20 protein-coding genes, 1 tRNA gene and 1 pseudogene are annotated in these 21,487 nt (G+C 73.5%); 11 read left to right on the top strand and 11 right to left on the bottom strand.

Annotated elements, in window-relative coordinates; all coding sequences use genetic code 11:
* Positions 1-16: 16 nt before the first annotated feature.
* Genes M1R94_RS03460 through M1R94_RS03450 form a run of 3 tightly spaced genes read right to left on the bottom strand, consistent with a single transcriptional unit; the run spans position 17 to position 2,518 of the window.
* On the bottom strand, positions 17-388 hold the full coding sequence (locus M1R94_RS03460) for a GntR family transcriptional regulator (protein WP_249380265.1): 372 nt from the start codon (positions 386-388) through the stop codon (positions 17-19).
* A complete protein-coding gene (locus M1R94_RS03455) occupies positions 385-1,350 on the bottom strand; it encodes a hypothetical protein (protein WP_249380264.1) in 966 nt (321 codons plus the stop codon). Before M1R94_RS03455 ends, M1R94_RS03460 begins: the two co-directional genes overlap by 4 nt.
* A gap of 49 nt (positions 1,351-1,399) precedes the next feature.
* The gene (locus M1R94_RS03450; protein WP_249380263.1) at positions 1,400-2,518 is read right to left on the bottom strand and encodes an adenosine deaminase; all 1,119 of its coding nucleotides are present in this window, start codon (positions 2,516-2,518) and stop codon (positions 1,400-1,402) included.
* A gap of 210 nt (positions 2,519-2,728) precedes the next feature.
* Here M1R94_RS03450 and M1R94_RS03445 point away from each other — a divergent pair, with 210 nt between their 5' ends.
* Together M1R94_RS03445 and M1R94_RS03440 are read left to right on the top strand one after the other, a co-directional pair.
* Entirely contained in the window at positions 2,729-4,105 is a 1,377-nt protein-coding gene (locus M1R94_RS03445; protein ID WP_249380262.1) for a phosphotransferase, read from the top strand.
* A complete protein-coding gene (locus M1R94_RS03440) occupies positions 4,102-4,527 on the top strand; it encodes a hypothetical protein (protein ID WP_249380261.1) in 426 nt (141 codons plus the stop codon). Before M1R94_RS03445 ends, M1R94_RS03440 begins: the two co-directional genes overlap by 4 nt.
* Before the next feature lie 119 nt (positions 4,528-4,646).
* On the opposite strand, the gene M1R94_RS03435 is transcribed toward M1R94_RS03440, so the two are convergent.
* The 7 genes from M1R94_RS03435 to M1R94_RS03405 all read right to left on the bottom strand — a co-directional run bounded on the left by M1R94_RS03435 (position 4,647) and on the right by M1R94_RS03405 (position 12,147).
* Positions 4,647-5,357 (bottom strand): response regulator transcription factor, encoded by a 711-nt coding sequence (locus M1R94_RS03435; protein WP_249380260.1) that lies wholly within the window; start codon positions 5,355-5,357, stop codon positions 4,647-4,649.
* A complete protein-coding gene (locus M1R94_RS03430; protein ID WP_249380259.1) occupies positions 5,354-6,946 on the bottom strand; it encodes a sensor histidine kinase in 1,593 nt (530 codons plus the stop codon). Before M1R94_RS03430 ends, M1R94_RS03435 begins: the two co-directional genes overlap by 4 nt.
* Before the next feature lie 105 nt (positions 6,947-7,051).
* On the bottom strand, positions 7,052-7,681 hold the full coding sequence (locus tag M1R94_RS03425) for a response regulator (protein ID WP_249380258.1): 630 nt from the start codon (positions 7,679-7,681) through the stop codon (positions 7,052-7,054).
* On the bottom strand, positions 7,678-9,048 hold the full coding sequence (locus tag M1R94_RS03420; protein ID WP_249380257.1) for a sensor histidine kinase: 1,371 nt from the start codon (positions 9,046-9,048) through the stop codon (positions 7,678-7,680). Before M1R94_RS03420 ends, M1R94_RS03425 begins: the two co-directional genes overlap by 4 nt.
* Entirely contained in the window at positions 9,035-9,898 is an 864-nt protein-coding gene (locus tag M1R94_RS03415; RefSeq protein ID WP_249380256.1) for an ABC transporter permease, read from the bottom strand. Before M1R94_RS03415 ends, M1R94_RS03420 begins: the two co-directional genes overlap by 14 nt.
* Positions 9,895-10,821, bottom strand: a complete 927-nt coding sequence (locus M1R94_RS03410) for an ABC transporter ATP-binding protein (protein WP_249380255.1) — start codon at positions 10,819-10,821, stop codon at positions 9,895-9,897. The genes M1R94_RS03415 and M1R94_RS03410 overlap by 4 nt, the downstream gene beginning before the upstream one ends.
* 84 nt (positions 10,822-10,905) lie before the next feature.
* Positions 10,906-12,147 (bottom strand): pyridoxal phosphate-dependent aminotransferase, encoded by a 1,242-nt coding sequence (locus tag M1R94_RS03405; protein ID WP_249380254.1) that lies wholly within the window; start codon positions 12,145-12,147, stop codon positions 10,906-10,908.
* 196 nt (positions 12,148-12,343) lie between these two features.
* Between M1R94_RS03405 and M1R94_RS03400 the strand changes: the two genes are divergently transcribed.
* The 5 genes from M1R94_RS03400 to rplA all read left to right on the top strand — a co-directional run bounded on the left by M1R94_RS03400 (position 12,344) and on the right by rplA (position 14,959).
* Positions 12,344-12,416 (top strand) — tRNA-Trp (locus M1R94_RS03400).
* A 57-nt stretch (positions 12,417-12,473) separates the two neighbouring features.
* Positions 12,474-12,758 (top strand): preprotein translocase subunit SecE, encoded by a 285-nt coding sequence (gene secE / locus M1R94_RS03395; RefSeq protein ID WP_249380253.1) that lies wholly within the window; start codon positions 12,474-12,476, stop codon positions 12,756-12,758.
* Positions 12,759-12,852: 94 nt separating this feature from the next.
* Positions 12,853-13,665 carry a transcription termination/antitermination protein NusG gene (gene nusG / locus M1R94_RS03390; protein WP_249380252.1) on the top strand — a complete coding sequence of 271 codons (813 nt, stop codon included), beginning with the start codon at positions 12,853-12,855 and terminating at the stop codon, positions 13,663-13,665.
* Positions 13,666-13,730: 65 nt separating this feature from the next.
* On the top strand, positions 13,731-14,165 hold the full coding sequence (gene rplK, locus M1R94_RS03385) for a 50S ribosomal protein L11 (protein ID WP_249380251.1): 435 nt from the start codon (positions 13,731-13,733) through the stop codon (positions 14,163-14,165).
* A 74-nt stretch (positions 14,166-14,239) separates the two neighbouring features.
* On the top strand, positions 14,240-14,959 hold the full coding sequence (gene rplA / locus M1R94_RS03380; protein ID WP_249380250.1) for a 50S ribosomal protein L1: 720 nt from the start codon (positions 14,240-14,242) through the stop codon (positions 14,957-14,959).
* A 103-nt stretch (positions 14,960-15,062) separates the two neighbouring features.
* On the opposite strand, the gene M1R94_RS03375 is transcribed toward rplA, so the two are convergent.
* Positions 15,063-15,671, bottom strand: coding sequence for a hypothetical protein (locus M1R94_RS03375; protein WP_249380249.1), 609 nt, complete (start codon positions 15,669-15,671; stop codon positions 15,063-15,065).
* Between the two features lie 335 nt (positions 15,672-16,006).
* Between M1R94_RS03375 and M1R94_RS03370 the strand changes: the two genes are divergently transcribed.
* The 4 genes and pseudogenes from M1R94_RS03370 to M1R94_RS20655 all read left to right on the top strand — a co-directional run.
* The gene (locus M1R94_RS03370; RefSeq protein WP_249380248.1) at positions 16,007-16,636 is read left to right on the top strand and encodes an RNA polymerase sigma factor; all 630 of its coding nucleotides are present in this window, start codon (positions 16,007-16,009) and stop codon (positions 16,634-16,636) included.
* The gene (locus M1R94_RS03365; protein WP_249380247.1) at positions 16,633-17,130 is read left to right on the top strand and encodes a hypothetical protein; all 498 of its coding nucleotides are present in this window, start codon (positions 16,633-16,635) and stop codon (positions 17,128-17,130) included. The genes M1R94_RS03370 and M1R94_RS03365 overlap by 4 nt, the downstream gene beginning before the upstream one ends.
* A 37-nt stretch (positions 17,131-17,167) precedes the next feature.
* A complete protein-coding gene (locus M1R94_RS03360; RefSeq protein ID WP_249380246.1) occupies positions 17,168-18,892 on the top strand; it encodes a S8 family peptidase in 1,725 nt (574 codons plus the stop codon).
* Positions 18,889-21,483, top strand: a pseudogene (locus M1R94_RS20655) (CHAT domain-containing protein); the annotation flags it as partial. The gene M1R94_RS03360 and the pseudogene M1R94_RS20655, both read left to right, overlap by 4 nt.
* Positions 21,484-21,487 lie beyond the last annotated feature (4 nt).

Below are 21,487 nucleotides of genomic sequence, written 5' to 3'. Positions count from 1 at the left end.
CCCGCCCGGCGCCCGATCAGCCCGGTCCGGCCAGCAGCGCACCCCGGACGAGGTCGAGCACGTCGTCGTCGGCCAGACCGGCGGCTCGTGCGGCGCGGACCAGGTGGTCCGCCGCCGTCCGCAGGGTGTCCTGCGCGCCGGTCGTCCCGTGCGCGACGACGGTCCCGGTCCGGCGTCGCGTGGTCACCACCCCGGTGCTCTCGAGCTCGCGGTAGGCGCGGGCGACCGTGCCCTGGGCCACACCGAGGTCGGTGGCCAGGGCGCGGATGGTGGGCAGCCGGTCGCCCACCCGGAGGCGGCCGGCCGAGACGTGGGCCAGGACCTGCAGCCTGATCTGCTCGTAGGGCGGGACTCCCGAGCCGAGGTCCACCTCGACCTGAAGGCTCACGCGGGGCGGTCCGCGTCGCTCGTCGGGCGGGGCGCTGCCTGGTCCGACGGCGTCTGCGGCGCTCGACCCGGCGTCGCGGCGAGGGCCACGCAGGCCCCGGCGACGAGGACGGCCAGCACGGCGACGACGGTCCCCCCCGTGGTGTAGGCAGGGCTCGCGCCGAGCGGGACGGCACCCACCGAGCCCACCGCTGACCCGATCGAGCGAATCGCCTGACCGGCCACCACCAGCACCCCGGCAAGGGTCAGCCCGACGACCAGCTGGGCCCCGCGCAGCACCCGGTGCGCCGAGAGCCGGCGCAGGCCCAGATCCCACTCGGGGGCCGCGTCCATGACCGCGGGTCTGGCCGCGATCAGGCGCAGCACGCCGACCGTGGCGAGCAGGACGACCGCCACCCCGACCAGCAGCGGCACCCCGTAGAACCATCCGGGGAAGGGGCTCGCCCCCGAGCTCCCTTCGGGGAAGGTCCGGCTGACCCGTCGACCCTCGTCGGCCATCACCCCGAAGACCAGCAGCGCGAGCACCAGCAGACCCGACCACAGCAGGAGGGCCCGTCGCAGGCGACGCGGGGCGACGTCGGTCATGGTCCGGGGGGTCAGCGGGGCACGCCGGACGGCACCGGTCGGCCGGGGCCAGGTCAGCTCGCCCACCGCGTGGACGCCGATGAAGACCAGTCCCACGGTGGCGGGCAGCAGTCCGGCCGCGACCCCCACGCTGAGCGGACCGCCCCACGAGGCGAGGGCAGGCGAGAGCGCCGCCAGCACGAGCGCGGGGCTGAGGACCCCGGCGAGCCAGGCGATGACGCTCACCACGGTCGCGTGGCGGCGCGCTGCCTCGGCCGCCTGCGAGGGCGAGGGTTCGGGCCTGCGGGCGAGGGCCACGACGAGCCCGGCGAGGGTCGCCCCGAGGCCCACCAGGAGGGCCGGGACGAGGATCGAGACGATGCGCACGGTGCCACCCATCAGTCAATGTATTGAGTGATTGACACATTGGCGGGTGCCGCGGTGGTTGTCAACCCCGGTTCGCGGCCCCGTCCCGCGCTGTCACGCCGTCGGCCGCCGCCGTGTCGCGGGGCACCGCCCCGCCCCCGACTCCGGGTGCGGACCCCTCGTCAGGTGCGGCGAGCCATGCGTCGATCCCTGCCAGCAGCCGGGAGCGCGTCTCGCCGGTGGCTCGCGAGGCCCGCACCGACCCGCGCGCCAGCTCGGCGAGCGCAGCGTCGTCGAAGCCGTGCACCGTGCGTGCCGCCTCGTACTGCGCGACCAGCCGGGACCCGAACAGCAGCGGGTCGTCCGCACCCAGGGCCACGGTCGCCCCTGCCCGGGCGAGTCGCCGCAACGGCACCTGGTCGTCCGCGGCGTAGACCCCGAGCGAGACGTTCGACGCCGGGCACACCTCGAGAGCCACCCCCCGCCGCACCACGTCGTCCAGCACCCGGTCGTCCTCGCCCGAGCGCACCCCGTGACCGAGCCGGTCCGGCACGAGGTGCTCGAGCACCTCGCTCACGTGGCGCGGCCCGAGCAGCTCGCCCCCGTGCGGCACCGACGCCAGACCGGCACGCCGCGCGATCGCGAACGCCGGCGCGAACTCCGCAGTCGCTCCCCGGCGCTCGTCGTTGCTCAGCCCGAAGCCCGTCACCTGCCCCGCCCCGTCGCCCGCATACCGGGCCGCGAGACGCGCGAGGGTGCGGGCCTCGAGCGGGTGGCGCATCCGTGAGGAGGCGACGACCACCCCGACCTCGACCCCCGTGGCCGTGCTCGCGGACCTCGCCTCGTCCAGCACGATCTCCAGCGCGGGGGTGAGTCCCCCCACGAACGGGGCGTAGGAGGTCGGGTCGACCTGGATCTCGAGCCGTCCCGACCCTTCCGCGGCGTCGTCGGCCGCGGCCTCGGCGACGATCCGCCGCATGTCGGCCTCGGAACGCACGCAGGCCCGGGCTGCGTCGTAGAGGCGCTGGAAGCGGAACCAGCCGCGGTCACCCGGCGGCAGCCGCAGCGGGTCCCCGTCGAGCAGGGCGGCCGGCAGCCGCATCCCGCGCGCGGTCGCGAGGTCGCGCAGGGTCGCCGGGCGCATCGATCCGGTGAAGTGCAGGTGCAGGTGCGCCTTGGGCAGGTCGACGAGGTCGCGCATCGGGGCAAGTGTGCCAGCCCACCGAACAGGCCACCCCTCACCACCTGGCCCTCACGACGATCCAGATCAGGCTTTCCGTCGCTTTCCACACGTGGAAAGCGACGGAAAGCCCAACCTCGGCCGCACCGTGCCGGGTCGAGCGAGGGGCGGATGAGAGGTTTCTCATCGTGGTCTCTTGGGGTTCTCACTGTGGGTGGTGATGCTGGGCGGGTGTTCATCCCTGGATCGGTCGTGACGCGGGGGTGGGGCGAGCCTGTCGCGTCGGGGGGTGCGGTCGACTTGGGAGGTGCGGTCGACGAGGCGGCTGACGTCGACCTGCTCGCCGGGCCTGCCGCGGGAGAGCTGCTGCACGCGGTCCTGGAGGCCGAGGGGGTCAGGCTCACCGCATGGTCGGTCCACCAGGTGCACCACCGCCCGGGCGTCGGCGTCACCGTGGGCTGGCGTGTGGACTGGGAGTCCGGGGCGGCACGCGGCAGCGAGTACCTCCTGGGCACCACGGCGCCCGTGCCCACCGTCGCCACGTCGACCACCGTCCTGCACGAGGGTCGGACCCTGCACGTCTGGCGCCACCCCGCCGACCCTGCCCTCCCCGGTCTGGTCGCGGCCTCGGACGTGACGCACGTGGCAGCGCTGCTCGGGACCGATCCGGCGACGACCACCCTGGACCTGGTGACCTACCGGCCCCTGCGTCGCGCGGTCCTGCGCGCGACCTCGCCGGGCCGCGCCGCGTACCTCAAGGTCGTCCGCCCGCATGTCGCGGCGGACCTGCACGCCCGCCACCGGCTGCTGGCCGCGGCCGGACTGCCGGTCGCGCCGGCCACCGTGCACGCCGACGGGCTGATCCGGCTCGACGTGCTCGAGGGTCGGCCACTGATCGTCTCGCTCGCCGCCGATGGCGCCTCCCAGGTCTCGCCCCACCTGGTCCTGGACCTGCTGGACCGCCTCCCGCGCGAGCTCGTCGGGCTGCCGCGGCGTCCCTCGTGGTCCGACCGGGTCGAGTCGTACGCCCACGCGGCCGCCGTCGCCGTGCCCGGCCGGCGGGAGGAGATCCTCGGCCTGGGTCGCGAGGTCGCCGGGATGGTGGCCGGGGCCGACCCGGGGCCCGTGGTGGCGACCCACGGCGACCTGCACGGCGCGAACCTCCTGCTCACCGGCGCCGAGGTGACCGGTCTGCTCGACGTGGACTCGGCAGGTCCCGGGCACCGGGTCGACGATCTCGCGTGCCTCCTCGGCCACCTGAGCGTGCTCCCGGCCCTTGCCCCCGGGGCCTACCGTCACGTGCCGCGGATCCTCCCCCGCTGGGTCGCGGTGATGGAGCGGGGTGTCGACCCGGTCGCGCTCCGGGCCCGCGCCGCAGCGGTCGCGCTGTCCCTCGTGGCCGGCGCCCGCACCCACGCAGGGGAGGAGGGGCCGGGCTGGACCGACGACGCGGGCCGGCGCCTCGACGTCGTCCGAGGCTGGCTCGAGGACGCCCGTCGTCTGAGAGACCTCTCATCGGCGCGTCCTGCTGCTCTCATCCGGCCGCACCAGGCTGATCAGCACGCGGCCGGACAGCTCGTCCGCACAGACGAAGGAGAACGACCATGAACGCACGCAAGGTCTTCATCGTGACCGGGGCGCTGGGTGCTCTGGGTGTCGGTGGTGCAGCCGCGGTCGGGGCGGGTCCCTTCACCGACCCCGGCCCGCGCGAGGTCGGGACCTCGGTGACCACAGGTCCGACCGCGACGCCGACCAGCCCTTCGCGGATCTCGCCGACCACCCTGAGCGCGGGCAGCGCGATCTCCACGGTGACCGCCCAGTCCGCCGAGTCGCCCGTGACCCCCGACTCCCCGGCGTCGGCCCCGTCGCCCGCGTCCCCGGCGTCGGCTCCCTCACCGGTCTCACCCCCCAGCCCGGCGTCGGCCCCGACCCCGGCGTCGGCCCCGAGCCCGCCGAGCCCCGACTCCCCGCCCAGCCCCGACTCGCCCGCCAGCCCGGACTCCCCGCCGAGCGCGGACTCCGCCGACTGACCCGCCCGCCCGAAGGTCGAGATCGGGCTTTCCGTCGCTTCCCGCACCCGGGAGACGACGGAAAGCCCGATCTCGGACGTGGGCCCGTGCTCAGGGGCGTGGGCCCATGGGGAGGGGTGTCAGGTGGGGGTGCTGGCGGATCGCTCTGCGGGGTCGGGGGCGTGGTCGGGGTCGACCAGGCGGTAGCCCATCCCGCGGACCGTCTCGACCCGGTCGGCGCCGATCTTGCGACGCAGGTACCGCACGTACACGTCCACCACGTTGGACCCCGGGTCGAAGTCGTAGCCCCACACCCGCGAGAGGAGCTGCTCGCGGCTCAGGACCTGCCCGGGGTTGCGCAGGAAGGCCTCGGCGAGCGCGAACTCGCGTGCGGACAGGTCGACCTCCCGCTCGAGGACCCGTGCGCGCCGGGTCCGCAGGTCCAGGCTCAGCCGGCCCAGGCTCAGCAGGGTGGCCTCTCCACCGCCTCCCTCCGAGCGCAGCCGCAGCCGCACCCGGGCCAGGAGCTCCTCGAAGCGGAACGGCTTGGTCATGTAGTCGTCGGCGCCACCCTCGAGGCCCGCGACGGTGTCGGTCACCGAGCTGCGTGCGGTGAGGATGATGACCGGGAGCGTGCTGCGAGCCTCCCGCAGCCGGCGCAGGACGGTGAAGCCGTCCTGGTCGGGCAGGCCCAGGTCGAGCACCAGGAGGTCGACCTCACCGCTCTGCGCCAGGTCGTAGGCCTCGCGTCCGGTGTCGACGACCACGGGGGAGTACCCGGCCGCCCGCAGGCCCTTGGCGACGAACGAGGCGATGCGCCCCTCGTCCTCGGCGATCAGGATCTGGCTCACGGGGCTCCCTCGGTGGCGGGCAGGACGGCGGGCGGGAAGCTGGGTGGCGCTCCGTCCGGGGTGGGCGCACCGTCCGAGGGCGCACCGTCCGAGGGTGCAGCGACGCTCGGTGCGGGCACGGCAGCCAGCGGCAGGTCGATCGTGAAGCGTGCACCCGGTCCGGCTCGGTCGGGACCGGGGGTCGACGACGCGGGCGTCGGGTCCACCCGGGCGACGCCTCCGTGCGCCGCAGCGATGGCGTCCACGATCGGCAGCCCCAGCCCGGCGCCGTCGACCCCCCGTCCGGCCTGGCCCCTCGCGAAGCGCTCGAAGATCCGCTGGGCGTCCTCGGCGCGCACCCCCGGACCTGTGTCGTGGACGGTCAGCAGCAGCCTGCCACGATCGAGTGCACTGCCCAGCCGCACCGTGCTGCCGGGTGGGGCGAACTTCGCCGCGTTGGCGGCCAGCTGCAGCCACGCCTGGGTGATGCGCTGGGCGTCGAGCACGACGGTTCCCTCGGCGCGACCCTCCACGACCCACCGGTGGCCTCCCAGCGTGCGGGCCTTGTCCAGGACGTCGTCGGTCAGCAGGCCCACGTCGGTGGGGGCGGGCCGCACGAAGTCCGGTCGGTCGGCGGTGGCCAGCACCACGAGGTCCTCGACCAGACGGTGCATGCGGTCCAGCTCGTCGAGCACCAGGGTCCGCGTGTCTGCCACGTCGGCGGGGTCGTCGGTGTCCATCAGCTCGACGTGGCCCCGGATGATCGTCAGCGGGGTCCGGAGCTCGTGGCCCGCGTCGTCGAGCAGCTCGCGCTGGGACCGGAACGCCCGCTCGAGCCGGTCGAGCATCGAGTTGACCGTGCGGGCCAGGTCGGACAGGTCGTCGGTGCCCTGCACGGGGATCCGGTCGGACAGGTCGGAGTCGCTGATCCGCTGGGCCGTGCGCCGCAGCAGACGGATCGGCGCGAGCAGGCGCCCGGCCACCACCCAACCGACCAGGGCGAGGACCGCGAGGCACCCCAGCGCCACCAGGGCGAACGTGCGGTACGTCCGCACCAGCTCGGCGTGCTCGGCCTGCCGGTCGAAGGCGAACACCAGCACGCCGGCACTGGTGTCCCCACGCACGGTGACCGGGATGGTCGCGTACCGGTAGGTCGTCCCCTGGGCGTCGACCGAGCCCAGGCTGACGACGTCGTCCTGCTGCGCGGCGACCGCAGCGGCGACCAGCTCGGGTACCCGCTCGGGCCGGAGCCGGACGGCGTCGATGGCACGGAAGGGCACCTCGCCGTCGACGACAGCCAGCATGCCCTCGTTCGCGGCCGGCACGGTGCGCTGGAGCGCGACGTACAGCAGGTCGCGCACCGTGGTGAACCCGGCGCCCGTGGACGGGTCGACGCCGTTGACGGCGAGCTGGCGGAACTCCTCGACGTTGCGGGTCAGGGAGTCGTCGATGAGCACGTCGACCCGTTCACGCTGCAGCAGGTAGGCGGTGCCCCCGGCGATGACCATGCCGAGCGCGGCGAGGGTGACCGCAGCAGTCACGAACCGCGCGCGTACCGTCAGGCGGGGCCGCTCGGTCGTCCGGCCGGCGACGGCGTTCACCCGGGTCATCGGACCAGTATCGAGCCTCTCGATGAGAGCCGGATGAGAGGTCCCTGGCCCCTGCGGACCAGACCGGCCTCACCTCACGGCCGGATGGTCACGGTGTCGCGCTGTTCACGGGGCGGTGAGGATGCCGCGCTCGAGGGCGACCGTCACGGCTCGCGTGCGGTCGTCGACCCCGAGCTTGGCGAAGATGCGCAGCAGGTGCGTCTTGACGGTGGCCTCGGTGATGAACAGGTCGCGGCCGATCTGGGCGTTGCTGCCGCCGCGGGCGACCTTCGCGAGGACCTCGAGCTCCCGGGGCGTCAACCGCTCGTGGCTGCTGCGGACCTGCGAGACGAGGCGTCGGGCGACCGACGGGGCGAGCACGGTCTCGCCGCGCGCGGCGGCGCGCACACCGTCGACGAGCTGGTCCCGCGGGGTGTCCTTGAGCAGGTAGCCGGTGGCGCCCGCCTCGACCGCCCGCAGGATGTCGGTGTCGGTCTCGTAGGTGGTCAGGACCACGACCCGGACCCCGGGGACGGTCGCGACGATGCGCCCTGTGGCGGTGGCCCCGTCCATCACCGGCATCCGCAGGTCCATCAGCACGACGTCGGGCCGCAGCGCCTCGGCCTGTGCGAGCGCCTCGGCGCCGTCGCCCGCCTCGCCGACCACCGACAGGTCGGGCTCACCCGCGAGCAGCCCGACCAGCCCGGCGCGCACGACCGGGTGGTCGTCGACGACGAGCACTCGCAGGGGGTTCATGGTCGCTCCGGGTCGGTGTCGGTCTGCGTGGCTGGTTCAGGACCCACGGTGCGTGGGGTGGGCGTCGCAGGCTCGCGCGCGGTGGGCAGGGTCACCCTGACATGGGTGCCGCCGCGGAGGCCGGCGCTCACCGCGAGCCGCCCGCCGCCCGAGGTCACCCGCTCGCGCATCCCGCGCATCCCGAAGCCCTCGGAGGTCCCGTCGGGGATGCCTCGACCGTCGTCGACCACCTCGAGCTCGACGGTGGGGCGCGAGGCCTCAGCCGCCGTGCCTACCGTGCCCGCCGTGCCGTCGTCCGGCAGGCCCAGGTTGGCCCGCAGCACCAGGCGGACGTGCCGCGCGTCGGCATGACGCCGGACGTTCGACAGCGCCTCCTGCGCGGCGCGCAGCAGGATCACCTCCTGGGCGCGGCTCAGCGCGGCGACGGCGGCGCCGTCGGCGACCTGGGCGACCTCGACCTCGACGCCCGTCTCGGCACCGAAACGCTCGGCGAGCCGCTCGATGGCCTCGACCAGGGTCGAGCCCTGCAGGCTCACCGGTGAGAAGGCCGCGACGAGGGCGCGCGCCTCGGCGAGGTTGTCCCGCGCGGTCGCCTCGATCAGCTCGACCCGCTCTCGGGCGTGCTCGGCGTCCCCGCGGTGCAGGTCGGCGTCCGCGGTCTGCGCGAGCATCACGATGCTCGTGAACCCCTGGGCGAGGGTGTCGTGGATCTCGCGCGCGAGCCGCTCGCGCTCGGCCGCGACCCCCTCGGCGTGGTGCGACCGGCCGAGCTCGGCCTGGGCAGCCTCGAGGCGTTCGAGCAGGTCGGCGCGCTCCTCGCTCTGCTCGGCCATCTGGGTGACCCACAGCCCCAGCAGGACGCCGAAGGCCAGCACCATCCCCGCCTGCGTGGCGAGATCGGCCACCACGGAGGTGGTGAGCACCTCCTCGCGCAGCGCGAGGGCACCGAAGACCCCGACGGTCAGCGCGGTGCATGCCAGCACGCCGAGGCGACGGGTCTCGGCGAAGAACCAGATCTGGCTGAAGGCGATGAAGAGCATCACCGTCCCGGCAGGGTTCGCCCGGACGATCACGGTCACCGCGACCACCAGGATCACCAGGTACAGCACCGCCAGGGTGGTGCTCGCGGTGCGCGCGGCGCGTCGTCCGACCAGCGTGTAGGCCACCACCAGTGCGGCCAGGCCCCCGAGCTCGACCCGCAGGTCACCGGTGGACGAGCCGGTGGCGAGTGCTCCGACGGCGATCAGCACCATCACGTAGAAGGCGATGTCCCACCAGCGCAGCGCGCGCGCCCAGAAGGCGGCGCGCTCGGACAGCACGCCGCCTGCCGGGTGGGTCTCGGCCGTCTGGTTCTCAGCCGTCGTCACGGCGCTTCCACCGGAAGGTGCGGATGCCGAGCACGAGTCCCAGCACGAGGTACCCGGCGAGCACGGCCGCGGTCATGGGGTGCTCCCACGCACCGGCCGGCTCCATCTGCTCGGCCCACTCGGGCAGGAAGACCGACCGCATCCCCTGAGCCATCCACTTGAGCGGGAACAGCGCGGCCACCTGCTGCATCCACAGCGGAAGCGAGGGGAAGGTGAAGAACACCCCTGAGATGAACTGCAGCACCAGGACGATGGGGGTGACCACGGCCGAGGCGCTCTTGCCCGATCGGGGCACCGAGGAGAACGCGACGCCGCAGACCGCACCCGAGGCCGTGCCGAGCGCGAACACCCAGGCGAAGGTGACCCAACGGTCCGCCGTGGTGGGCAGGTCGATGCCGAACAGCGTCGAGGCCACGACGAGCAGGATGGCGACCTGGGCGAGCGAGGTGACCAGCACCGAGCCGACCTTGCCCAGGAAGTACGCCGTCGGGGGCATCGGCGTACCCCGCAGCCGCTTGAGGCCGCCCTCGTCCCGCTCGACGGCGATCGACATCGCCAGGTTCTGGAAGCTCGACAGGAGCACGCCGGTCGCGACCATCCCGGGCAGGAAGTACTGCCCGAACGGGATGCCCGGCTCGGGGCCGACCGTCGTACCGTCCTGGCCGAAGACCGAGGCGAAGATCGCGAGCATGATCACCGGGTAGGCGAAGATGAAGACGACGGCGTCGCGCTCGCGGAAGAACTGGCGCAGCTCGATCTGGGTGCGGGCGAGGCTCAGCGCGAGGGTCGAGGGCAGGGTGACGGTCCGGCTCGCCCGGTCCGTCGCTCGGGTGGACGGGGTGACGGTCATCGCAGGGCCTCCGCGCTCGGGTGGTGGTCGGTGGAGACCCCGTCGAGGGCCAGCACCAGGTCCGGCTCGTTCGTGACCGGCTCGCCGATCAGGGAGAGGTAGACGTCCTCGAGGCTGGGGCGCACCACCTCCAGGCCCGGGACCTCTCCCGAGGGCTGCTGGGCGGCCAGCGCGGCCACCAGTGCGGTCGGGTGGTCGGTCGCCTCCTGCCGGACGAGTCCGTCCTGCGTCCAGCGCACCACGGCCTGGCGCGCGGCGCGGTCACCCAGGGCGGCGGGTGAGTCGAGGGCCACCACGCGACCATCGCGCACCACGGCGCACCGGTCGGCGAGGTGCTCGGCCTCCTCGAGGTAGTGCGTGGTGAGCAGGATCGTGGTCCCCTCGTCGCGCAGCCCCGAGATCAGGTCCCAGAAGGACCGGCGTGCCTCGGGGTCGAAGCCGGTGGTCGGCTCGTCGAGGAAGAGCAGCTCGGGGCGCCCGACGATCCCCAGCGCCACGTCGAGCCGTCGACGCTGCCCGCCCGAGAGCTGGCGGGTGCGGGTGCGCGCCTTGTCGGTCAGGCCGACGGCAGCGATGACCTCCTGGGGGTCGCGGGACGCGGAGTAGTACAGCGCGAAGTGCCGCACGAGCTCGTCGACCGTGAGCTCGGCCTGGTCGTTGGCCGATTGCAGGACGATGCCGACGCGGCTGCGCCACTCTCGGCCGGCGTGCTGGGGGTCCTGCCCGAGCACCGTGACCTCGCCGCGGTCGCGGTGCCGGTACCCCTCCAGGATCTCGATCGTGGTGGTCTTGCCGGCGCCGTTGGGGCCGAGCACGGCGAAGATCTCGCCCTGGTCGACGGTGAGGTCGAGACCGTCGACGGCGCGTTTGGGCCCGTAGTGCTTGTGCAGGTCACGGACGTGGACCGCGGGTTCTGTGGACATGGCTCCAGCCTGTCGCACCCGGACGCCCGCGGGGAACGGTTGAGGGGTGGAACCCGGCGTCCACCGACCGGTGGACGCCGGTGGTCAGCGGGCCTCGCCCAGCAGGGTCTGCAGCCGCGTGACGCCCTCGACCAGGTCGTCGTCGCCGAGCGCGTAGGAGAGGCGCAGGTAGCCGCTCGGGCCGAAGGCCTCACCCGGGACCACGGCGACCTCGACCTCGTCGAGGATCACCGCGGCGAGCTCGGCCGAGGTGGTGGGCGTGACGCCACGGATCGTCCGCCCGAGCAGGCCCTCGACGCTCGGGTAGGCGTAGAACGCGCCCTGGGGTGTCGGGCAGTGGACGCCGTCGATCGCCGAGAGCATCTCGACCATGGTGCGCCGGCGCCGGTCGAACGCTGTGCGCATGAGGTCGACCGCGGACAGGTCGCCGGTCAGTGCGGCGACGGCGGCCCGCTGGGACACGTTGGCCACGTTCGAGGACAGGTGGGACTGGAGGTTGGTCGCGGCCTTGGTGACGTCCAGGGGGGAGATCATCCAGCCGACCCGCCAGCCGGTCATCGCGTAGGTCTTGGCGACACCGTTGAGCACGATCGTGGTGTCGGCGAGCTCGGGCACGGCACGGACCATCGGGGTGAAGACGGCCTCGTCGTAGACCAGGTGCTCGTAGATCTCGTCGGTGATCACCCAGATGCCGTGCTCGAGGGCCCAGCGTCCGATCTCGGCGGTCTGCTCGGGGCTGTAGACCGCGCCCGTGGGGTTGGACGGCGAGCAGAACAGCAGAGCCTTGGTGCGCTCGGTGCGCGCGGCCTCGAGCTGCTCGACCGTGACCAGGTAGCCCTGGTCGGCGCCCGCGAAGACCTCGACCGGCACGCCCCCGGCCAGACGGATCGCCTCGGGGTAGGTGGTCCAGTAGGGGGCCGGCAGCAGGACCTCGTCGCCCGGGTCGACGATCGTCGCGAACGACTGGTAGACGGCCTGCTTGCCGCCATTGGTGACCAGCACCTGCTGCGGGCTGATCTCGTAGCCCGAGTCGCGCAGGGTCTTGGCAGCGATCGCCTCACGGAGCACCGGCAGCCCGGCCGCGGGGGTGTAGCGGTGGTTGGCCGGCACGCTCGCCGCCGCGATCGCCGCCTCGACGATGTAGTCCGGGGTCGGGAAGTCGGGCTCTCCGGCTCCGAAGCCGATGACCGGGCGTCCGGCAGCCTTGAGGGCCTTGGCCTTGGCGTCCACGGCGAGGGTCGCGGACTCCGCGATGGCGCCGATGCGGGCCGAGACACGGCGGCGGGGGGCGGGCGTGGGGACCGGGGTGGCTGGCGTCTGGCTCACCGCTCCATACTGTCAGAGAGGCATCGACGACCCCAGGGACCGCCCGGGGGTCGGACCCTGTGTTCGACCCATGCCGCGGAACCACGTACACTCGACCGCTGGTGGTTGACGTCCACCATGATGCGGCATGCCCGGCGTCGGGCGGGGGAGACCTCGACCAGTCGGGCGGTGTGCGGACGAGGGGCGTCACGACCGAAGGGCAGTGGCGCAATTGGTAGCGCACCGGTCTCCAAAACCGGCGGTTGTGGGTTCGAGTCCCTCCTGCCCTGCACAGACCAGGTACGACCCAGCGGACTGCTGGTGACGACGAGACGTAGGGACGAACGGTGAGCGATTCCGCACAGGCGGCCGCATCCGGTGCCGAGGGCACGGGGCGCGGCGGCGAACGGTCGGCGCACGGCGGTGAGCCGGCACGCCGTGGCCTGTTCGCGCGCATCGCGGTCTTCGTGCGCCAGGTCGTCGCCGAGCTCAAGAAGGTCGTCCGGCCCACGCGGTCGGACCTCCTGACCTACACCTCGGTCGTCCTGGTGTTCGTCGCGGTCGTGATGGCCTACGTCACGGGTCTCGACCTGGTCATCGGGACCGCGGTCGGCTGGATCTTCGGCGGCTGACCCCGGTCGGCCGGGCCCCGCCTCGCCGGTCCCCAGCACGACGCACCACCGCAGACCACAAGACAGACAAGCCAGCAGAAAGCAGGTCCAGCCCGTGTCGCAGGAGTCCCTGGAGCCGACCGAGCACGACGAGACGTCGATGGTCGAGAGCGACGAGACGCCGACCTCGGACGACGCCGTCGGTGCCGACGACGTCGCACCCGTCGAGGTCGACCCTGCGCCGGCTGACGAGACGTCCGAGGGCGACGAGACGTCCGAGGACGGCGTGTCTGACGAGGCCGCGCCCGACGCCGTCCCTGACGAGGACGAGGAGGTCGACCCGGTCGTCGCCTACAAGGCCGAGCTGCGGCGTCAGCCGGGCGAGTGGTACGTCATCCACTCGTACGCGGGCTACGAGAACCGGGTCAAGGCGAACCTCGAGAACCGGACCCAGAGCCTGAACATGGAGGACTACATCCACCAGGTGGAGGTCCCCATGGAAGAGGTCACCGAGATCAAGAACGCTCAGCGCAAGGTGGTGCGCCGGGTGCGCATCCCCGGGTACGTGCTGGTGCGGATGGACCTCACCGACGAGTCCTGGGGCGCGGTCCGCCACACCCCGGGCGTCACGGGCTTCGTCGGGCACACCCACCAGCCCGTCCCGCTCACGCTCGACGAGGTCTTCTCGATGCTCGCACCGACGCTCGCGCCGACGGCTGCCGAGCAGGCCAAGGCCAGCTCCACCCCCGAGATCACCGTCGACTTCACGGTCGGCGAGTCGGTCACGGTCACCGACGGCCCGTTCGACACCCTTCCCGCGACGATCTCCGAGATCAACGCCGAGGGTCAGAAGCTCAAGGTGCTCGTCTCCATCTTCGGCCGGGAGACCCCGGTCGAGCTGTCGTTCAACCAGGTCGCCAAGATCTGATCGGACGTCTCCGTGGACGTCGCGCGGCGCCCACCCCAGAAGTAGTCACCACCTAAGGACCCGACATGCCTCCCAAGAAGAAGAAGGTCTCCGGCCTGATCAAGCTCCAGATCAAGGCTGGGGCTGCCACGCCGGCGCCGCCCATCGGCCCTGCGCTGGGTCAGCACGGCGTCAACATCATGGAGTTCTGCAAGGCGTACAACGCTGCGACCGAGTCGCAGCGCGGGGACGTCGTGCCGGTGGAGATCACGGTCTACGAGGACCGCTCCTTCACCTTCATCACCAAGACCCCCCCGGCCGCCGAGCTGATCAAGAAGGCTGCCGGTGTGGCGAAGGGTTCGCCGACGCCGCACACCACCAAGGTCGCGTCGTTGTCCTCCGACCAGGTCCGGGAGATCGCCCAGACCAAGCTCGAGGACCTCAACGCGAACGACATCGACGCCGCGATGAAGATCGTCGCCGGCACCGCCCGTTCCATGGGCATCACCGTCAAGGACTGATCGGTCCCTGACGACCCCAGTGGCAGGGCCCGCTGTGGCCCGACGACCACGACTGCCTGACCGAGGAGAAGCAGATGGCACAGCACAGCAAGGCATACCGCAACGCAGCAGCGACGATCGACCGGGAGCGGCTCTACCCGCCGCTCGAGGCCATCCGCCTCGCCCAGTCGACCTCCGTCACCAAGTACGACGCGACCGTCGAGGTGGCCTTCCGCCTCGGTGTCGACCCCCGCAAGGCGGACCAGATGGTCCGCGGCACCGTCAACCTCCCGCACGGCACCGGCAAGACCGCCAGGGTCCTGGTCTTCGCCACCGGTGAGCGTGCCGAGCAGGCTCGTGCCGCAGGTGCCGACGAGGTCGGTGGTGACGAGCTCATCGAGAAGGTCGCCGCCGGCTACACCGACTTCGACTCGGCCGTCGCGACCCCTGACCTCATGGGCAAGGTCGGTCGTCTGGGCAAGGTCCTGGGTCCGCGCGGACTCATGCCGAACCCCAAGACGGGCACCGTGACGATGGATGTCGCGAAGGCTGTCGCGGAGATCAAGGGCGGGAAGATCGAGTTCCGTGTCGACAAGCACGCGAACCTGCACTTCATCATCGGTAAGGCGTCGTTCACCGACATCCAGCTGGTCGAGAACTACGCGGCCGCGCTCGACGAGGTGCTGCGGCTCAAGCCGTCGTCGTCCAAGGGCCGGTACATCTCCAAGGCCGTGGTGACCACGACCATGGGGCCGAGCATCCCGCTCGACCAGAACAAGACGCGCAACCTCACCGAGGAGAGCGACGAGGGCTGACCTCACCCTGTTCGCGCGAAGAGCCCGGTAGCTGCTGCTGCCGGGCTCTTCTGCGTCCGCGACGGGCCGGGGGCGCAGCGCCGTGAGCGGACGGGGGCCGCGGTCAGTGCCCTGCGTGGTCCGCAGGTGGCGCCGTCGTCGTGGGCGCCCCGACCCCGGGGCCCGAGGGGGCCCGGACCTCGCTGGTGGGGCCTGACGGCGTGGTGCCCGGGCCGATGGTCAGGGCCGGGGTGGTGATGGCGGTGGCCACTCCCGCGGCGAGGACCCAGCCGATCAGGTTCCTGAGGTGGTGTCGGTCCCTGACACCCCGCCCCTGCGCTCCGAGGGCGCCCGTGCGGACGACCGTCCGGCGGTGCACCACGGCCAGGCCCACGAGTCCGAGGAGCTGCAGCCCCACGACGCTCGCGTCGGCCGAGCTGACCCGGCCGGCCCCGGCGGGACCGACCGGTCCCAGGCCCTGGAGGACCACGACGGACCAGCCACCCGCCGCGATCACGAGGGTGGTCAGCGCGGTGCGGGCCAGCAGCGGGCGGGCGCGGGCCAGGGTCGCGGCGGCCCACAGCACCTGCGCGACTCCGAGCCCGACCAGCGCCAGGCCCCACCCCGGGGAGCCCCCGAGGAGCCGGACGCCGAGGGTGAGGTCGACGAGGCCGGCTCCGGCGACCGTGCAGGTCGCCCACGCGAGCGTCGGTCGAGGGTGGGTGGCGGTCATCGGGGTCTCCTCGCAGAGGGGCACGTGCCGGCTGTCACGTACCGGGTGCGGCGAGCCGGTGGCACGTCTCGTGCGAGGTTCGGAGCCGTGGTGCGGGTGGATGGGCGTGGTCGCGGTCCGCCCCCGGCCGACGGACGGGCAGAATCCGGTCGGCCAAGATCGTCACAGAACCGCTCGCGTGTGCTCCTGAGGGGTGACGGGCGCGATCGAGGTGTGCGACAGCACGCCCCGCCCGGTGCGGGTCGGGAGGCTCGAGTGGTGGATAGCACGGTTGTGGAGGCCCGAGCGGGCGCCGTAGTGTCGGAGGCCCGGCGGATCGGCGAAGGGCCAGGTCGGTGAACCGGACTGCGGGTGGTACCACGGAGGAGGCCGACGTCGCGAGCACCAGCCTGGGAGGCAGGGCCGCGGCCGCCCTCGAGTCCTACCGGGCGGGCGACCCTCACCTCCTGGCCGAGCTGGTCCAGGAGGCGACGCCCCTGCTGTGGCACATCGTGCGCGGGCAGGGGGTCGACCGTGACGACGCCGAGGACGTCGTCCAGGAGGTCTGGCTGGCCTTCGTCCGCAGCACGTCGACGATCCGCGAGCCGCAGGCCCTGCTCAAGTGGCTCGTGGTCAGTGCGCGCAGGGCCGCCTGGAGGACGTCGGGTCGCCGTCGCGAGGACCTGCGCCGGACCGCACCGCTGCCCGAGGACGACCGGGCGGTCGCTGTCCGGTCGACCGAGCCTCCGGTCGACGAGCCGCTCCTGGTGGCCGAGCGTGACCAGACGCTCTGGCGTCGGTTCCTCGAGCTGCCCGAGCGGTGCCAGCAGCTGCTGCGCTTCGTCGCGATGGCCGACCGGCCCGACTACAAGGCGATCGCCGAGGTGACCGGCATGCAGGTCACGGCCGTCGGGGTGACCCGCGGGCGGTGCCTGGCCAAGCTCCGTGCCCTGCTCGACGCCGATGAGAGGTGGGTGGAGGCATGAGCGCCACGTTCTCGCCGGACGAGCCCATGGATGCTGCTGACCACGCGGTGCTGGAGGCCCTGGCGCGCGTCCTGGACCGGGTCGATCCGGTCCCTGCGGGACTGGTCGACAGGTCGCTCTTCGCCCTGACCCTCGAAGGGCTGCATGCGGAGGTCACCGAGCTGCGGGTGCTCGAGCTCGCGGTGCCTGCGGTGCGTGGGGCGGGGGACCGGGGAACCGTCGAGGCGCGCACCATCACCTTCACGTCGGACCCGATCACTGTCATGATCACCCTGTCGGTCGCCCCTTCGGGTGGTGTCCGGATCGACGGCTGGGGGGCGCCGGCGCAGCGGTTCTCGGTCGAGCTGTACCGTCCGGGTGCGACGGTGCACGCCGAGTCGGACGACGGTGGCTCGTTCGTGCTGCCGGATGTCCCACGCGGTCCCGCGAGCCTGGTGCTGCGACCTGTCGACGGAGCAGGGCCGGCCGTCAGCACGCCGGTGATCGAGCTGTGAGCCCCGCCGCCGGTAGGGGCGTCCTGGAAGGGGACCGATGAGCAACGACGCCGCCGACCGACCGCGCCCGAAGGGTGACGGCGAGCCCATCGGCCCCTCGCTCGACTGGCGGTTGCGGGTCCTGGACCCTGCCACCGCGGTGCGCCGGGGTGGTTCCCCGGTGCCACGGCCCACGGCGTACGTGTCCGATCGCTTCCTCGTGCCCGGACTGCCGGGCGCGGTCGGCGACGAGCTCGACGACGTCCAGCAGATCGCGGGGCGACGGGGGTGGTCGGTCACCGTCGAGCCCGGTGACCTCGAGGACCTCGAGCTGCTGCGACGTGCGGACCTGGACCAGGAGGTCCTGGCGGGGGTCGAGGCGGCCTGGGGGTACGGGCTCCTCCTGGCGCCGTCGGACGGCACGGTGTCGGAGCCGCCCGACGCCTGGGAGCTGTTGGAGGAGTTCGAGGACCGACGGGCCAAGAGCGGTGCGGCCCTGGGGCTGGACCATGTGCTCGTCGCGGGTGGACCCGCGGTGCACGGTGCGCCTTACACCCAGCCCCATCCCTACACCCAGCCCCATCCCTACACCCAGCCGCACCCGTACACCCAGCCGCACCCGTACACCCAGCCGCACCCGGCCGGGGCCCTGGCGGAGTACGGCGCGGCCGGGTGGGGAGGGCGCAGCCCGGTGACCTGGGTCGGTCCTCGTCCCGCACGACGTCACGGCCCCGGCCGGACGGTCGACCGCACGGCGAAGGGGACCAGGCGACCCGTGGTCGCGGTCCTGGACACCGGCACCGGCCCCCACCCGTGGCTCGACGAGAGCGTGGTGGTGCGCAACCCGACCGTGCTGGGTCAGCCGATCGGGCTCTTCCCGACCGCCTCGTCCCCGCTGCGCGACTGCGAGCACGGCGGCATGGGGGTCTTCCCGCTGACCGGCGGGCTGGACCCGTGCGCGGGCCATGGGACGTTCATCGCCGGGCTGATCCACCAGAGGTGTCCCGACGCGGTGGTGCTCTCGTGCCGGCTGTACGGCGGGGCGGGGATCATCTCGGAGTGGGAGATGCTCCGCTCCTTGCGCAGGCTCCTGCTGTTCCACGTGCTGGGGATGCTCGGACGCCCCGGCTGCTACCCGGTCGACGTGCTGAACCTGTCGCTCGGCTACTACCACGAGCGTCCGCAGGACGTGGCCTTCGACGACCCGTTCGCGCGCTGCCTGGCGGCCCTGCGGCGGCACGGCGTGGCCGTCGTGGTCTCGGCGGGCAACGAGGCCGACCCGCGCCCGCTCTACCCGGCCGCGTTCTCGCCCTGGCTCGACAGGGCAGCGGTGCCCCCGGTGCCCCTGCATCCCGGTGAGCTCACCCGGGCCGAGCCGGCCATCCTCAGCGTGGGCGCGCTCAACCCTGACGGCACCACGGCGTTGATCAGCAACGACGGCGACTGGGTCACCTGCCGTCGGCCGGGTGCCGCGGTGGTCAGCACGCTGCCGACGTCGATGAACGGCTCGTCGACCTCCTCGCGGTCCCTTCCGGGGGGCGGTCCCGGCGAACGGCGGACGACCATCGACCCGGACGGTTTCGGGGGTGGGTTCGGGGTGTGGAGCGGGACCTCGTTCGCAGCACCTGTGCTGGCGGGGGAGGTCGCGGCCGCGCTGCTCGAGCGACGTGAGGGTGAGGTCGCACCGGCAGCCGCCGGGGGGTGGGTCGACCAGGTCCGAGCGCGGTGCGAGCACACCTGGAAGGCCATCACGGCGACGACGGGCCTCGTGCCCGAGGCATGAGCGTCGTCGACCCGGTCGACGGGGGACGTGTCGCCGACCCGAGGGATCGCGTGCGTGCCGCGCGCCGGGCCCTCGAGCAGGGGCTCGCCCACAACGCCGAGGGCCGACCGGCTCGGGCCTCGGTCCGCTTCCGGGCCGCGCTGCGGCTGGTCGACGCCGTCGCCGGTACCCGCGCCGACCCGACCGTCGGTGCCGCCGCCGACCCCGATGGGCCGGAGGCCGCCCGCGTCCGGGCGCGCGCGCTGCTGGGTCTGGTGATGAGCGACTTCGAGCTCCGCGCCGACGTCGACGCGAGTCGGGAGGCCCTGGACGAGGCTGAGCTCTGGGCACGCACAGCGGGTGACGGGGCGCTCGAGGTGGCCGTCCAGGGGCAGCGTGGCCTGCTCTGGCTTCGCGCCGGCGACGACCTCCGGGCGCTCGCGGCGCTCGATCGTGCGGCAGCGCGGATCAGGGAGGCGGAACCTGTCGACGCCTGCTGCCTGCTGCTCAACCGGGGCACGCTGCACCTCGAGCTGGGTCACCTGGGCCGGGCACGCTCCGACCTGCAGGCCTGCGCGGTCCGGGCCGAGAGCATCGGCGACCCGCTGCTGCAGTTCAAGGCCCGGCACAACCTGGGGTACCTGGAGTTCCTCGCCGGTGACCTGCCGGCGGCCCTGTCCACGATGGCCGACGCGTCGCGGATCGACCACGGCGGGTCCCCGGCGGTCGCCCTGCTCGACCAGGCGCAGGTGCTGCTCGAGGCGGGCCTGGTCACCGAGGCCGATGCGTGCCTTGCTCAGGCAGCCGACCTCTTCGCGACGCACAGGCTCGCGTACGACCTCGCTCAGGTCGAGCTCATCCGTGCGCACTGTGCGCTCCTGTCGGCGCGACCTGTCGAGGCGCTGCGATGGGCGCGATCGGCCCGACGCCGCTTCTCGCGCCGTCAGAACCCGGGGTGGACGGCTCGTGCCGACCTGGCGGTCTGCCGCGCGCAGCTCGCCACCCAGCTCGCCTCCGGTGCGTCACCGCGCTCGCTGGTGAGCACGGGTCGTCGTGCCGCCGCGCTGGCCGATGCGGTGTGGTCCCGCGGCCCGGCTGCTCGGGAGGTGGGGCGATCGGCACGGGTCGCGGCTGCCGAGGCCTTCGTCGCCGCGGGGCGAGCCGATCTCGCGCGTGAGGTCCTGGGTGCGGTGGGACGTCTCAGTGGTCGTGAGCCGCTGTCCCTGGCGGTCCAGGTCCGTACCGTCAGGGCTGGGCTCGCGCTGGCCGAGCACGCGCCGGCACAGGCCCGACGACACGTCCGGATCGGGCAGCAGGTGCTCGCCGAGCACCGACGTCAGCTCGGCTCGGTCGAGGCGGTGACCGCCGCGGCGGTGCACGCCGACCGTCTGACGGACGTCGACGTCGCGATGGCCCTGGACTCGGGGGACCCTGGGGCGGTCCTGGATGCCGTGGAACGCGGGCGAGCGACCTTCGCAGGTCCGGTCCGGGTGCGTCCTCCGGCGGACCCGGAGCTCGCCGAGCTGCTCGCCGAGCTCCGGCAGTGCGTCGAGCGCGAGCGCCTCGCCGAGCCCGGGGGTGACGGGGCGGCCGGCGCGCAGCGCGCCGCGCTGGCCCGCGAGGCGGCCCGGCTGAGGTCGCTGGCGCGGGAGCGCTCGTGGCGCCTCGGGGACGGGGTCGGTGCCCCGCGTGCTGCGCGTGCCCGGGACGTCGTGGCGGTGCTGGGCGCGAGGCCGTCGCTGAGCGTGGCCGACTACGTGACCCATCGCGGTGCGGTCCACGCGGTCGTGCTGGACCCGGGCGGGGTGCGCCTGCTCACGCTGGCTCGTGCCGACGAGGTCGACGAGCTCGCGCGACGGCTGCGCGCTGACCTCCAGGCGGCAGCCAACCCGTTGCTGCCCCCCGCGCTGCGCGAGGTGGTCGGCAGGTCTCTCGTCCACGGTCTGACCGGGCTCGACCGTCTGCTCGTGGAGCCGCTCGGCTGCGAGGGTCCGCTGCACGTCGTCGCGGGAGGTGCGATGGCGACCCTCCCGTGGGGGCTGGTCCCCTCTCGTGCGGGCCGTGCGACGAGCGTGGCCACGCGGCTCCAGCTCACCCCTGAGGGGGTTCACGGGGAACCCGGTCGTCGGGGAGGCTCACGGGTCGTCGAGGCGTTGGCGGGTCCTGGGCTGGCCCATGCGCAGGACGAGGCCGTGGCGGTCGCGGGGTCGTGGCCGCAGGCAACCGTCCGGCTGGGTCAGGAGGCCACCTGCGGCGCGGCCTCGGGTGCGCTGGGCCGGGCGGACGTGGTCCATCTGGCGGCGCACGGCCACCACGAGGCGGACAACCCCTTGTTCTCGTGGCTGCGGCTCGCGGACGGCCCGCTGTTCGCCCACGAGCTCGAGGGGGCGAGCCTGCCCGGGTCGCTCGTGGTCCTGTCCGCCTGCGAGGTCGGGCGCGCCAGCGTCCGGCCCGGTGGTGAGGTGCTGGGCCTGGCCAGTGTCCTGGTGCGGTTGGGGGCCGGCGCTGTCGTCGCCTCGCTCGCCCCGCTGCGGGACGACGTCGCGGCGCAGGTCATGCCCGCGCTGCACGGCCTCCTCGCGGCAGGTCGGGAGCCGTCGCAGGCCCTGGCGACCG

The organism is Actinotalea alkalitolerans (genome assembly GCF_023369855.1).
Taxonomy (GTDB): Bacteria; Actinomycetota; Actinomycetes; order Actinomycetales; family Cellulomonadaceae; genus Actinotalea.
The sequence above is the reverse complement of the archived record's forward strand: the minus strand, read 5'-3'. Positions and strand labels throughout refer to the sequence as shown.

Bases quoted from the DNA above. Each gene is read 5' to 3' on its own strand.
- M1R94_RS03415 (WP_249380256.1), bottom strand. From the start codon at position 9,898: ATGACCGTCACCCCGTCCACCCGAGCGACGGACCGGGCGAGCCGGACC.
- rplA (WP_249380250.1), top strand. From the start codon at position 14,240: ATGGCACAGCACAGCAAGGCATACCGCAACGCAGCAGCGACGATCGAC.
- M1R94_RS03375 (WP_249380249.1), bottom strand. From the start codon at position 15,671: ATGACCGCCACCCACCCTCGACCGACGCTCGCGTGGGCGACCTGCACG.
- rplK (WP_249380251.1), top strand. From the start codon at position 13,731: ATGCCTCCCAAGAAGAAGAAGGTCTCCGGCCTGATCAAGCTCCAGATC.
- M1R94_RS03450 (WP_249380263.1), bottom strand. From the start codon at position 2,518: ATGCGCGACCTCGTCGACCTGCCCAAGGCGCACCTGCACCTGCACTTC.
- M1R94_RS03440 (WP_249380261.1), top strand. From the start codon at position 4,102: ATGAACGCACGCAAGGTCTTCATCGTGACCGGGGCGCTGGGTGCTCTG.
- M1R94_RS03455 (WP_249380264.1), bottom strand. From the start codon at position 1,350: ATGGGTGGCACCGTGCGCATCGTCTCGATCCTCGTCCCGGCCCTCCTG.
- M1R94_RS03430 (WP_249380259.1), bottom strand. From the start codon at position 6,946: ATGACCCGGGTGAACGCCGTCGCCGGCCGGACGACCGAGCGGCCCCGC.
- M1R94_RS03360 (WP_249380246.1), top strand. From the start codon at position 17,168: ATGAGCAACGACGCCGCCGACCGACCGCGCCCGAAGGGTGACGGCGAG.
- M1R94_RS03425 (WP_249380258.1), bottom strand. From the start codon at position 7,681: ATGAACCCCCTGCGAGTGCTCGTCGTCGACGACCACCCGGTCGTGCGC.
- M1R94_RS03410 (WP_249380255.1), bottom strand. From the start codon at position 10,821: ATGTCCACAGAACCCGCGGTCCACGTCCGTGACCTGCACAAGCACTAC.
- M1R94_RS03365 (WP_249380247.1), top strand. From the start codon at position 16,633: ATGAGCGCCACGTTCTCGCCGGACGAGCCCATGGATGCTGCTGACCAC.